The organism is Gramella sp. MAR_2010_147, assembly GCF_900105135.1.
GTDB lineage: Bacteria > Bacteroidota > Bacteroidia > Flavobacteriales > Flavobacteriaceae > Christiangramia.
On sequence record NZ_LT629741.1, the window covers coordinates 1,586,458 to 1,600,788 of the forward strand.

Sequence of the window (14,331 nt, forward strand, 5' to 3'; positions counted from 1 at the left end):
TATCAGTAAATATTTCAATCTATTTTTCATATGTAAATCCTAAGTTTTCGAGTCCTTTTTGTACTTCCGGGGCACCCATAAATAGATCCCAGATAAGCCCAGAACGATAGTTTTCTATCATTACTATCATTGGTCCCTGATCTATGGCAAGGTATCTTGGCGCAACCCATTCTTCACCTTCCAGGCTAAACGCATCGTAAAATCCGGCAGGTCCCCAAACAAGATCGTTTAGATCTGTATAGAAGTACCTCATGGCCGCTAAAGATTTTTGAGGAGTATAAGGGATAGAGCTTATAGCGGCAGTTGGAGACACGACACCTTTATCGGTGTCTGGAGAATGCGCGGTATATCCAATTCCATCATCTCCATTTCGGGTATAACTGGCGGTTAGACCCCATGATTCTGGACTATAGGTTTTAAAGTTCTTTGGATTCTCTTGCGCATATTCATAGTTAATCAGCGTATGATTTACATTAAGATCCCAGTAATTCGCATATTTATCTGATAAGCCCTTCGGGTTTAAGCCTAAATAGGAATAATGAGCCCAGAAAAGTGGCCCAGCTTTATCTCCCCGGGTATTATGTTTCAATATTAAAGGTAAACCATAAGCTTTTGTATTTGTAGTGATATTTCCACCACGGGCCCATCCATTATGATAAACTTCAAGAGCGATAGCGTGATCTGGAGAAGATGCTGCCAGTACATAAGTAATTAGACATTCATTATAGCCTTCTATCTTAAAATCCATTTCCCATTCATAAACAGGTGACCAGTGCCAGTAAATACCATTTTTATTATTTGTATACCAATTCCATTCTATACCTTTCCATAGTTTATCATACTTAGCTGCGACTGCTTTTTCCTCTTCTGAACCATTTTTCAGATATTCTCTAACCACGAGAAATCCCTGTGCTAAAAAGGAGGTTTCTACAATGTCGCCACCATTATCTTTTTCTCCGAATGCCTGAACTTCTCCCGTTTCACCATTAAGCCAGTGGGACCATGCACCATGAAATCTTGGTGTAGAATCCAGAAAATCTGCAATTTTATCTAACCTCGCTACTGCAGAATCTCTAGAGATAAAATCTCTCTCCACTCCAGCGACAATTGCCATGAGACCAAATCCTGAACCTCCTGTAGTCACTACATGGGCATCATCTTTTGGATAATCACCATCGGGATGAAATCTTTCCCTGGCCATTCCACTATTTGGTTCAGCGTAGTCCCAGAAATATTTTAATGTTTGTTTTTGAACGGTGTCCAATAAAGCTTCTTCTGAAATTTGTTCTTTTTCAGAAGACTTTCTGGCATCGGTATTTTTAGAATCTTTCTGATCATTCTTACAGGATGTAAGTAGAAAAATTCCAAATAGTATTAATAAATATCTATTTATCATTTAGATGATTCTTGAGTATTGTTTAGTTTAAATCTAATAAGAGAACCCCAGTTTTTCGAGGCCGTTTTTAATTTCGGGACTGGCCATAAAAAGATTCCATGGAAGTTGAGTTCGATAATTCTCTATCATGGCGACGATTGGTCCCTGGTCTATTGCCAGATAGCCATCGGCAACCCAGTTATATTCCTCTGAAAAAGCATCATAAAATCCCAGGTCTCCCCACAGAATATCACCCTGTTCTTCATAAAAATATCGCATCGCTGCCATAGACTCTTCAGGCGTATAAGGAAAAGAGGATAATGCGGCGGTGGGAGTTATCACTCCTAAATCATTGGTAGGGCTATGTGCCGCATATCCTGTTCTACTATCAGAAGCGGTCAAACCCCAGGAATTAGACCCGTATCCCTTAAAATTCTTTGGATTATCTACACAGTAATTATAGTTTATCAAACTATGAGCTTCATTTTGTTGCCAGTAATTCGCATACTCGTCTTGCAAATTTCTAGGATCTAATCCTATAAATGAATAATGACTAAAAAATAATGGTCCTCCATAAGATGGACCTAAAGGCATATTTATGCTGTAATGAGATCTACTGGTTATAATATTTCCATTAGATGCCCAGCCCTGAATATATACATCCTTTGAAATTGGATAGGTAGGAGATGAAGCTGCAAGCACATATACAATCAAAGCTTCATTCCATCCTTTGATCTTTAAATTAATGGCAAATTGATTATTTGGAGACCAGTGCCAGTAAAGCACATTTTCGCCCTGAGTATACCAATCCCATTCTATATTTTCAAATATTTGAGTAATTCTGGAATCTATATTCTCATCTTCAAAGTATTCCCTACATATAAGTAATCCCTGCATTAGGAATGCTGTTTCTACAAGATCCCCTCCATTATCCAGGTCACTAAAAGGTCTGGTTTGAGCAGTACTTCCTAAATACCAGTGAGAAAAGGCTCCATGGTAGGTTGGTACGGTTTCCAGAAAATCCAGGATTTTATTTAATCGAGTGGTAGCTTCTTCACGGCTAATCCAGCCACGTTCAACAGCCGTTGGGAATGATGCCAGGCCAAAACCTGTTCCTCCAGTGGTAACAATATCTGAACCCTGACCTCCATAGGCATCATCTTGTGACCTTTCTCTCGCCATTCCACTGTTAGACTCCGCAAAATCCCAGAAATATTTAAAGGTTTGCTCCTGAACCAGGTCTAGTAACTCTGTATCAGAAAGAGAAACTACTTCTTCAGGCTCTTCTACTTCTGGTTTCTCAGTTTCAGGCTCAGGTTGTTCGGGCACCACTTCGGTACCCGAATCACTACTACAACCTACTATAGCTAATAAAAACAGTAATAAACTTAATGTCCTGAGCTGTGCTATCATAAATTTACCAGCCTGGATTCTGTTCCATTTCTGGAGTTTGAATCAATTGATCATTTGGAATTGGGAATAACTCATGTTTACCGGTTTGAAATGGCTTCCCATGCTCTGTCATTTGCTGTGCTGCCTGCCCCGTTCTAATTAGGTCAAACCAACGATCATGTTCAAAAGCAAGTTCCAGACGACGTTCTTTCCAAATAGCCTGTCTCAAAGCTTCCTGACTTAATCCTGTTTTTGGAGCAATATCAACACGTTCACGAACCATATTAAGAAAATCTGTCGCTGTAGCTGTTTGCCCCAGTTCATTAAGAGCTTCAGCATAAATCAGAAGAATTTCAGCATATCTAAGTACCCTTATATTTTTATCACCGTCACCAGCTCCTGCATTTGCACTTGAATATGCTTTTTCATTATACCTTGGATTCTCTACAGCAGGATCTACTACTCTTCCATCCCAAAGTGTTTCACCAGCGAAAACGATCGTTGCATTTTTTCTAACCTCATCTTCTTCTGAATCGAACGCATTTACTAAATCTTCAGTAGGAGTATTAAATCCCCAGCCCCATCCACTAGGTCCACGAGCACCCTGGGTTGAAGAGTATTGTTGAATTCCATGTGCCGGGATCTCTCCTCTACCCTGTAATTCAAAAATTGATTCTACACCATTTTCTGTTGATTCTCTCCAGAGCGTTGCATAATCATCTTCAAGTCCATATTCCCCTGAAGTGATAACATTATTCGCCGCATCGGCTGCAGCCTGCCACTTTTCCTGATATAAATATACTTTAGCTAATAAAGCCTGTGCAGCTCCACTTGTTGCTCTCCCAAGGTCTGCAGCAGGATACTGACTTTTAGCTGGCAAAAGTTGAATAGCATCAGTAAGGTCCTGTTCTATATAAGCATAAACCTCTTCAACAGGAGCTCTATCCACTAGACTTACGTGTTGTAATGGAACAGGTCCAAAAGATCTTACCAACCAGAAATAATTTAAGGCTCTTAAAAATTTCGCTTCTCCTATAAGTCTATTCTGAATGTTATCTGGATCTGGATTTTGAGAATAAAACTCTTCGGTAAATTCTATAGAAAGCGTTGCTCTACCTACTGTTTTATACCATTGCGTCCACATAGCTCTAACAGATGGTGTTGAAGTGGTATGGGTTAAACCATCTAATAAGTGTTTATCTGTACCGGTATCTGTTGGCGCACTTCCTTTATCTGCATTATCTGAAGTAATTTCAGTCAGACCTAAATAAGAGAATGCATAGGCAAAATCTGTATGTCTACCATATATTCCGTTCACGAAATCTACCGGTACATTAAATTCTCCTCTTTCTTCAGCAGTAGGATCTACGATCTCTACATCCTCCACGAAGTCTTCATCACAGGAAACGATGAAAAGCGAAAACAGGAGTAAATGAATTATATTTTTTAGTTTCATATCCTTTGTTTTTTATCTTTTTATAATTACAATTTAAAGTTCGCTCCTACAAGAAATGTACGAGTGGTCGGGTAAGCAGAAAGCTCTATACCCGTTGTCTGTTTCGGGTTTCCATTCTGATTTAATTCTGGAGTAAATCCTGAGTAATCAGTGAACATAAAAGCGTTTTGTACAGTAAAATAGATTCTTGCACTGTTAACAATAGACATATCTGCTAAAGTGTATCCAACCGTCATGTTATTTATTCTGAAAAAATCTCCATCTTCCAGATAATATGAAGAGGCAATAGCATCCCTATCTGCTCCAGGAGCTGAATTGGTAGACCCTGGTCCTGTCCATCTTTGATTAAAAGTATCTGCAGTGATATTTTCTCCTCCTAATCTGGTATTCTTAAGCCCATTGTACACCTTATTACCTCCTACACCATAACCATCAACGCTTAAATCGAAATTCTTATAATTCACTCCAAATCTTACTCCATAATTATAAGTAGGAATATAAGATCCAAAATATTTCTTGTCTCTATCGTCAATAACTCCGTCATTATTTTGATCTACATAACGTAGATGTCCCGGAGCGGCGTTACCCACAGATGCATTATTATCTATCTCATCCTGAGTCTGCCATACGCCATCAGCCTCATACATCCACCATGCAAATAATGGCTCTCCTTCTTTAAGTCTTTTGGTGATCTGCCCATTTCCTAAGCTACCACCTGTTTGACCGTCAAATGCTTCACGTACATTTTGAACCGTGTTTTCATTAGTAGAAAAATTCACTCCTATATTATAACTAAGATCATCATTTACATTATCACTCCAGTTAGCAAGAAATTCAAATCCTTCGTTAACTACTTCAGCTGCCTGAGCAAGGAAGTTACCTTCTGCTGCAGAGTTTAAAAGCGGAGTTACTTCAATAATAGCGTTTGTATTTGTTCTCTCATAGTACGCCACAGTTCCTGTTAACTTTCTATCAAAAAGACCATAATCAAAACCTAGTTCCAGTTCTTCCGTGGTTTCCCATTCTAAAGTTTCTACCGGGCTACCAAAAGCAGCACCTAATATTAGAGATTGGGACGGTCCAAATACATAATTTGTATTCCTACTTCCATCACCAGAATTTACCTGCTGAATATTTATAGGTACATTGGCGTTTCCTATTTCACCCCATCCGGCGAATAATTTAAAGTAATTAAGTACGTCACTATCATTTAAGAATTCTTCATTTGTAATGGTCCACCCCACACTAAAGGCCGGAAAAGTAGCAAAATAGTTATCTCCTGTAATAAAGTTACTGGAACCATCACGTCTTACCACGGCTCTCAGATAATACTTCTGGTCGAAATTATATTCGGCCCTGGCAAAATAAGATTGTAGATTGGTAGATTGATTAAATTCCTGACTCGCAGTATTGTCAAAGAAATTTGCCGTTCTTCTGCTTATTTCCCGGAAACGTCTTTCTTCAAACACATCAAAAGCCTGGGCTTCCACAAATTCTCTACCTCCAAAATTTTCGCGGCTTATACCTACAGTTGCATCTACATCATGCTTTCCAAATGATTTTTCAAATGTTAGAAAGCCTTCCAAATTCCATCGGAAGAAATTTTCATCACGAACTGTATATGAGTTATTTGCAAATTCTGTAGATATGGAGCCATCTCCATCCACATCAATTCTTCCTTCCTGAAATTGCTCTAAGGTTCTTCTTGGATCGGCATTTAGCCATCTTTCTCTAATAGGATTGTATTGATAACTCTTATAATAAAATTGAGTAGCTCCAAACCTTGTTGTAAAGGTCAAATAATCTGTTAGATCTAATTCAGCCGTAATCTGTCCCTGGAGTGTTGTAGTGTTAATTTCATTATCAGCATAAAAGACATCTGCAACCGGATTTCCGTGAGGATTCAATCTACCAATAGATTCACCTTCCTCTCCCAAATAATTTACAATCCCTGTAGACTGATTCACGTAAGATTGTCCAAATCTTCCATTAGGATAAAAAACAGGAACTAAAGGTGATTGCCTGTAGGCATTGCTAAATGCTCCAAATGGTTTAGGTGACTCATTTGTATAACTGATATTCAAGTTCTGAGTTATTCTAAATCTATCATCAAATAGATGATAAGTATTATTATTTCTTATGGTACCTCTACTATAATTGCTCTCTTCCAGGATTCCTTCTTCATCATAAAAGTTGTAGCTTAAAAAGTAGTCTATATTTTCACCTGCTCCTGAAACTGAAAAACTGTTATTGGTAATAGTACCGTTTTGTAAAAGCTCTTCATACCAGTCAGTTTCAAATGGTTGATTTTGCTGAAGCTGAAAGCCTCCCGATGCTGCACTCTCTTCGTTAAAATACTCTATATATTGAGAACCGTTAGCCATTTCAACCTGATTTAAAACAGTACGTATACCATAATAAGTATCAAAACTGAAAGATGGTTTCCCCTTACCTCTTTTAGTAGTAATTAAGATAACTCCATTCGCGGCTCTAATACCATAAATGTTGGCATAAGATGCACCCTTTAAAAATTCTATAGATTCTATATCGTTAGGACTAATATTAGCAATATCCTGAACAGGTTGACCATCTACTACATAAAAAGGGTCTCTACCACCTTCAGCAGTTCCAAGACCTCTAACCAATACGGTTGGTGTTGATCCAGGCGCATCATTTGCTATAATATTTACACCAGCAACTTTACCCTGAACGGCTTGTGTAGCGGTTAAAGCAGGCTGTTTTACAATATCTTCTGATTTTACCGATGCGATCGCACCAGTTATATCGGCACGGCTTTGACTACCGTATCCTACTACTAGCACTTCATCCAATTGGCCAGCATCTTCCTGTAGAACTACAGAATAACTAGCACTACTGGTAACGTCAAATTCTGCAGGAGCGAATCCTAAGAAGGTTACCCTAAAGACATCACCAACTTCAACATTTTCTAAAGTGAAATTTCCGTCAAAATCTGTCACATCATAAATCTCCTTACCGTTCACTTTAACTTCTGCTCCCGGCAAAGGAACCTGATCGGCACCTGTTACGGTACCGCTAATGGTTTTAGTTTGTTGAGCGTGCGATAATCCTGAAAAGACTAAAAAGATCACGCAGGCGAAGAATAGTTTTACTTTCATACTCGTTGGGTATTTTGCTTGATTTGTAATAGAAAGATACGCTGTAACGCATTCTTAACGCAAACGTTGTAGTACACAACTACTACATCAAACTAATTTAATTAATAAAACCCTATTATTCAAGTAATTACATCATTAATGAAGTAATATATTAACAAAATATTTTAACTATGACGTATTATTGTTGTAGTATAATTTGTGAATTATTTTCACTTTTTATTCAGAATCTAAAAGTTCTTTATTAAAAATTTTGTCAAATTCACATCACCTTCAAGCTTCATTTTTTTTCTTAATCTATATCTATGAACCTCTACACCACGCACAGATATCCCCATTAAAGGAGCAATTTCTTTTGAGCTTAAATTCATTTTAAGATATGAGCAGAGTTTCAAATCTTTACTGGTGAGTTTTGGGTAACGGTCCAGTACATCTTTAAAAAAGTCTTCATGAACTTCATTAAAATTTGTTTCAAATACCTTCCATTCATCTTTACTTTTTACCGCACTATTAATCTTATTCATGATATGTTTTAACCGAAACTGATTTGAAAATTTACTCCTATCCTTATTGAGCTCTCCCTGAATTTCCATTAATACCTCATTCTTCTTGGCGGCCATCATAGTGGTATTGGCCAATTCCTTTCTCTTGAGATCTATCTCATTCATTAAACGTTCTTTTTCAATTCTATTCAATCTTTCGGAATGCTCTTTCTCAAATTTTTCCTCTAGCTGTAACTGATGCTTTTTTAGCTTTTGCTTATTTAACCAGTAGATAAATAATATTATACCTATAAATAAAAGCACGTAAATCGTTTTCATTAAACCAGATAAGTACCAGGGAGGAGCGATGCTAAAAGACAATTCCTCGGTGGTCATCATATTTTTATTATTCCCCTTTGCCGTTAATCTCAATTTATATTCACCATGCTTAAGATTTCTCAGGTTAATGATACCATCCTCAAACGATCCCCTCAAAACTTCTTCTCCCTCCAGGTCATACTGCAATTCTGTAGCATCTGAAAAGGGCATTGCGGCTCTAAGTAGTATATTTCGCGAATTTTTAAAAGGAATAATTGGAGAGCCGGTTAATGAATATCGCTGCTGATCATCTGAAAATTCTTTTATATATGGTTTGCTCACCCATTGATTTGTTTCCTCTTCTTTTAACCGATTAAGATTTAACCTGGCAAATCCATCATTTAAGGTAATATAGAATATAGAATCATTTTCTTTGATGAAATTTTCATTAGATCTAACCAGTCTATTGTTTAATCTCCGGGAAGGGACCGTATATTCTTTCTCCTTTAGATCTGTTATTTTAATAGATCCTTCCTCAGAATTAGCAAAAACGTACTCGGCTTTATCTTCAAAAATCAGTTGTGAATCATTATACTTGTTAAGTTCATTAAAATTTTCAAAATCATTCTTGAATGGATTGTACTTGAACCACTTCTCATTTACATAAATGATAATTTGTTTATTTAATTCATAAAGTTTAGGGTTGAAGTTTGCTTTCCCTCCTAAGGCAGGGACTTTATTAATACTCAAATTTTCAAAATTATCGTGTGTAATCTTGTAAATACCTTCATAAGGATGTGCCGCCCATATGGTTGAATTATCTTGCTGAATGAATTCTTTTACCGGGAAATTAATGGACTCCAATTCGCGAATATTATTACGCTCTCTATCATACAAACTAATGCCAGTATAATTAGCGATAAGTAATGTGCCCTCCTGTCCGATTACTTTTTTAATGCTAAAACTTCCGGTCCTGGACTCAATGGAAATAAATTGATCATCTACAATTTTATAAATACCAGTATTATGATTCGCATATAAAATACCATCTATTACCTCCAAATTCCAGGTATGATCTTCAGCATTATCAATAAGTTCTAATTTTCCATCCAAAAAACTATAAACCCCTGTATTACTTGCCAGATAATAACTCCCACGATATCTCTGTATATCGTAGACCGCACCTAATTCTCCTGTATTATCGGTGTAAAATGTAATGGGAGTTTTCAGATCTATCATATCCACCCCTTTATCTAGTGCCAGCCAGAGTCTACCCCTGGAATAAGCTAATCCCAGAATGGTATTATTCTGTAGACCTGAACTTCGGTTAAGGATCTGAAGCTTTCCACTAGTAAGATTATATTGAATGATCCCATTTTTAATAGTTCCCAGGACTATTTCATCATCTGAAACAGAAATGATATGATTGAGTTCTGATTCCTGTAATATTTTATTCAGCTCACTATTTCCAAATCTTCTAATTTCTTTATTCTCATAAATATACAAGGCCTCTTTTTCTGCGATGAAAAGGGTGTCTCCTTTAGACATGAGGTCAATAACATTAATATTTTCAATAAGGCTAAGATCACCCTCTAAGGGGCTGGTTTTCTTCTCTCCATCAAAAACCAGTAAACCTCTTTTTCTTTGTGCAAGTATCAGTTCATTTTTGAATACTCCAAGAGCTGTTGAAACCACCTCTTCTACCTTGCTAATTTTATTATTTTCATATTTATAAACAGCACCAAAGGATCTGAAATAGACCACATCACCTATTGAAATTATTTCCCAGAATTCATCACTCTGTAAATTGAAATCATCCATCAGGGGACTAAGGGAAGTGTAGCTCATACTTCCATTTTCTGTTCGCTCCCAGTAACCAAATTCCTGATAAGAACCAGTGTAAACCCGATCCTTGTGAGGATAAACAGACCTGATGATAGATTGACTTTCTAAAGGAAATAGTTCCCAGCTCAGACCATCAAAAACCAACAAGCCTTGATTGTTGGCACTATAAATCACTCCCTTTTCATCCAGAGCAATATCCCAGTTCTGGCTAGCCCCGAGTATTGAGCGGGTGAATAATTTTGTATAGGTGGAACAAGTTCTTGTGAATAAGTATAATTTATTAGCAATGCTAACAATATCAGGTAATTGAGAAGATATTTTTTTTTCCTGTACATAGGTTTGTGCAGTCATTGAGCAGGTGAAAAGTAATAATTTTGAACGAAAACTTTCGTAATTTGAGCCTCAAAATAAAACTCGATGCAAATCTATCCCATTTTGACAAAGTATTTTTTTGTTTTCAGTCTAATGCTGCCAATAATATTTAGCAGTTGTAATGATAAAAATACAAACGAACCAAAAGAAGATCAATCACAAACCAAAAGGCCCAATATAGTCTTTATCATGACCGATGATCATGCGGCTCAGGCCATAAGTGCATATGGACACCCGGTAAGCCAAAAAGCGCCCACCCCAAATATTGACCGAATCGCAAATAATGGTGCTAAGTTTTTAAACAACTTTTGCACCAATTCTATTTGTGGACCGAGCCGGGCGGTTATTCTCACTGGTAAATTTAGCCATATAAATGGTTTTAGAATGAACGGTGAAGTTTTTGACGGATCCCAGCCTACGCTTCCTAAATTCTTGAAAAAAGCTGGATATCAAACAGCAATTGTGGGTAAGTGGCATTTGCATGGAAGACCCCAGGGTTTTGATTATTGGAATGTTCTTAACGACCAGGGTAATTACTATAATCCCGAATTTATTCATGATAACGATACGACCATCGTAAATGGATACGCTACCGATATTATTACCGATATGGGAATAGAGTTTATGGAGAAAAAGAGAAATAAAGATGAACCTTTTTTCCTAATGGTTCATCATAAAGCTCCGCATAGAAACTGGATGCCACCAATTAGACATATTAATACGTATGACTCTATTACATTCCCACTACCTGATTCCTACTTCTCTAAGCATGAGAACCAGATTGCCGCAAAAGAGCAACTTCAAACGATCTACGAAGATATGTATGAAGGCCATGACCTCAAGATGACAATCTCTAAAGGAAGTGATTCTCTTAGACATAACCCATGGACTTCAGATTTCAAAAGAATGTCTAAAGAACAACGTACGGCCTGGAACAATGCTTACAGGCCTAAGAATGATGCTTTTCATGATGCAAATTTAAGCGGAAGGGAACTTGCAAAATGGAAAGGTCAACGATACCTAAGAGACTATATGGGAACTGTGAAAGCTGTAGATGAAGGCGTGGGAAAGATCCTTGACTATCTGGAAGAACAGGGGCTTACCGAAAATACAATTATTGTATATACTACAGATCAGGGATTTTATTTAGGAGAAAAAGGTTTTTTTGACAAACGTTTCATGTATGAAGAATCATTGGCCATGCCATTATTAATCCAATATCCAAAAGCTATAAAAAAAGGAACTACTATTGATGCCCTTACCCAGAATTTAGATTTCGCACCAACCTTTTTAGATTTTGCCGGGGCTAAAATTCCTGAAGCTATGCAAGGCAAGTCTCTTAAACCTCTATTAACTGATAATTCTAAGAAAGGTGAATTTAGAGATGCGGTCTATTATCATTACTATGACTTTCCGGCATTTCACATGGTTAAGCGTCACTATGGGGTAAGAACAGATCGCTATAAACTCATTCATTTCTATGATGATATTGATACCTGGGAATTATACGATCTAAGAAAAGATCCAAAAGAGAATAACAACTTATATAACGCCCCTGGCTACGCTAAAATTCAGGAAAACCTTCATAGCAAATTGAAATCTCTTCAGGATAAGTATGAAGTTACTGAAGAAGAATTTCAAACCACTCCAAAGGAAAAAGTCGACCAGGCTTATAGAAATTTTGCACGTCTGGCAGGTGAGAATCCAGAAACTTATCCCAAAGAGAAATCGATCGAGGTGGATTAATGGTCTTTATATTCCATTTGCGTTAATACTTTTCAAGAATTACACATTCATAAAATTGGAATTTTTCCTAAATTTGGAAAATTTCCAATTTTATGAATTTTGATCGTATAAAAGAGAAACTTGGCATATTAGCCGATGCCGCAAAATATGATGTTTCCTGTTCCAGCAGTGGAAGCAAGAGAAAAAACAATAATAAAGGACTTGGAGATTCTTCAGGTATGGGAATCTGCCATTCATATACCCAGGATGGAAGATGTGTCTCACTCTTAAAAATATTATTAACCAATCATTGTATTTTCGATTGTGCATACTGCGTAACCAGAAGAAGTAACGATATAAAAAGGGCGGCCTTTAAAGTTCAGGAAGTAGTAGATCTTACCATTAGTTTTTACAGGCGTAATTATATAGAGGGACTATTTCTAAGTTCAGGAATTTTTAAAAGCCCCGATCATACGATGGAACGGCTTATAAGTGTAGCAAAGAAATTAAGACTGGAAGAAAATTTCAACGGATATATTCACCTTAAAAGTATCCCGGGTGCAAGCGATGAATTAATGCATGAAGCTGGATTATATGCAGACAGATTGAGTGTAAATATCGAAATTCCAACAAAATCTGGATTAAAGTTACTCGCTCCTGAAAAGAATCATGAAGACTTCATAAAGCCGATGAAAAAGGTAAAAAATGAAATCATTCAATATAAGAATGAATCAAAATTAATAAAAAGTACACCTAAATATGCTCCGGCAGGTCAAAGCACCCAAATGATCGTAGGCGCAACTGGTGAAAGCGACCGTGATATTATGTACTCTTCTGCTTTCTTTTATAAAAATTACAATATGAAACGAGTATATTATTCAGGATATGTACCAATAAGCAATGACCCAAGGCTTCCAGCGTTAACCTCTGCTGTACCCATGCTACGTGAAAACAGACTTTATCAAACAGACTGGCTCATGCGCTTTTACGGGTTTGACATCCGTGAATTATTGAACGATAATTTTCAGTTCTTAGATATGGACATAGATCCAAAACTCAGCTGGGCGCTACGAAACAGGCATTTATTTCCAGTTGATATTAATTGTATAGATAAGCAGCTCTTAATGCGTATCCCCGGTATTGGATTAAAATCTGTAAATAAAATTATGAACGCTAGAAAATTTAGAAAACTCAACTGGGAGCATCTCAAGAAAATAGGGATCGCTTATAATCGCGCTAAATATTTTATTATATGTGATGCCCGGGAAAAGGAATTACGAGATCTCTCCAGTGAGCATTTAAAATCGATTATACTTCAAAACTCCCAAAGCAAATTCAGGAAAGATATAAGCAATCAATTAAGCCTGTTTTAATGATAGAGAAAGTTTTAAAGTATGATGGAAGCTATAATGGTTTTCTCACCTGTGTGTTTATTGCCTATAAACAAAAAATAAATGTAGTAGAGATTATTCCTGAAGGGGAAGATCAAAAGCAATTATTTAGTGAAACCGAAAATGTAATTACAGAAGACCTTAAGGCAAAACGGGTTTTAAAAGGCTTAAGAACTAAAGTTTCTTCAAACGGATTAAGAAGACTTAATTGGGCATTTTTGAGTGAGTTAGAAGGAATTGAAATTAAACTCTTTAAGATGATACAATATATTTTCTCAGAGAATATCAAAGTAGATTCAGACTATTCCAACCCAGTTGTTTTGTATATAGAAAATGTCGCTAAACAGGTAGGAAGAGAAAAACACCGAATGGAAGCTTTTGTAAGATTTAGATTAACAAAAGATGATATATATTTTGCAGTCATAGAACCAGATTTTAATGTTCTTCCTATTATAACCCCACACTTCAAAAATAGATATGCAGATCAAAAATGGTTGATCTATGATATTAAAAGGAAATTTGGTGTCTATTACAACCTTTCAAAAACCGAATGTGTATCTTTAGAATTACCTGAGGATATGGGCATTTCAGGAGGAAATCCAGAATATTTTGAGACTGGAGAAATTTATTTTCAGAAATTATGGAAGGAATATTTTGAGGCTGCAAATATCAAAAGCCGAGTAAATATGCGGCTTCACGTTCAACACGTACCAAAAAGATACTGGAAATATTTAAGTGAAAAGAGTCCTTTTGCATAATTAAAATTTGTTTAACTTTGCTTCTTCAACTAATTAAACATTTTAACAATGAAAAAATTATTCTTACTATTTGCTGTTGCAAC

The 14,331-nt window shown here is 36.6% G+C and carries 8 protein-coding genes; 3 read left to right on the plus strand and 5 right to left on the minus strand.

The features are described 5' to 3' along the window. Positions 1-19 precede the first annotated feature (19 nt). The 5 genes from BLT95_RS07165 to BLT95_RS07185 form a co-directional block, all read right to left on the minus strand. Positions 20-1,396 (minus strand): glucoamylase family protein, encoded by a 1,377-nt coding sequence (locus BLT95_RS07165; protein ID WP_089665423.1) that lies wholly within the window; start codon positions 1,394-1,396, stop codon positions 20-22. Positions 1,397-1,429: 33 nt separating this feature from the next. Beyond that, positions 1,430-2,788, minus strand: a complete 1,359-nt coding sequence (locus BLT95_RS07170) for a glucoamylase family protein (RefSeq protein ID WP_089665424.1) — start codon at positions 2,786-2,788, stop codon at positions 1,430-1,432. Between the two features lie 4 nt (positions 2,789-2,792). Beyond that, positions 2,793-4,223, minus strand: a complete 1,431-nt coding sequence (locus BLT95_RS07175) for a RagB/SusD family nutrient uptake outer membrane protein (RefSeq protein ID WP_089665425.1) — start codon at positions 4,221-4,223, stop codon at positions 2,793-2,795. Positions 4,224-4,249: 26 nt separating this feature from the next. Continuing rightward, positions 4,250-7,360: a SusC/RagA family TonB-linked outer membrane protein gene (locus tag BLT95_RS07180; protein ID WP_089665426.1), complete on the minus strand. Its 3,111-nt coding sequence runs from the start codon at positions 7,358-7,360 to the stop codon at positions 4,250-4,252. Between the two features lie 227 nt (positions 7,361-7,587). Beyond that, on the minus strand, positions 7,588-10,353 hold the full coding sequence (locus BLT95_RS07185) for a LuxR C-terminal-related transcriptional regulator (RefSeq protein WP_089665427.1): 2,766 nt from the start codon (positions 10,351-10,353) through the stop codon (positions 7,588-7,590). A gap of 66 nt (positions 10,354-10,419) precedes the next feature. On the opposite strand from BLT95_RS07185, the gene BLT95_RS07190 reads away from it, so the two are divergent. The 3 genes from BLT95_RS07190 (at position 10,420) to BLT95_RS07200 (ending at position 14,248) form a co-directional block, all read left to right on the plus strand. Next, positions 10,420-12,120, plus strand: a complete 1,701-nt coding sequence (locus BLT95_RS07190; RefSeq protein WP_089665428.1) for a sulfatase — start codon at positions 10,420-10,422, stop codon at positions 12,118-12,120. Between the two features lie 92 nt (positions 12,121-12,212). Next, on the plus strand, positions 12,213-13,472 hold the full coding sequence (locus tag BLT95_RS07195) for a putative DNA modification/repair radical SAM protein (RefSeq protein WP_089665429.1): 1,260 nt from the start codon (positions 12,213-12,215) through the stop codon (positions 13,470-13,472). Continuing rightward, a complete protein-coding gene (locus tag BLT95_RS07200; protein WP_089665430.1) occupies positions 13,472-14,248 on the plus strand; it encodes a TIGR03915 family putative DNA repair protein in 777 nt (258 codons plus the stop codon). The genes BLT95_RS07195 and BLT95_RS07200 overlap by 1 nt, the downstream gene beginning before the upstream one ends. Positions 14,249-14,331 lie beyond the last annotated feature (83 nt).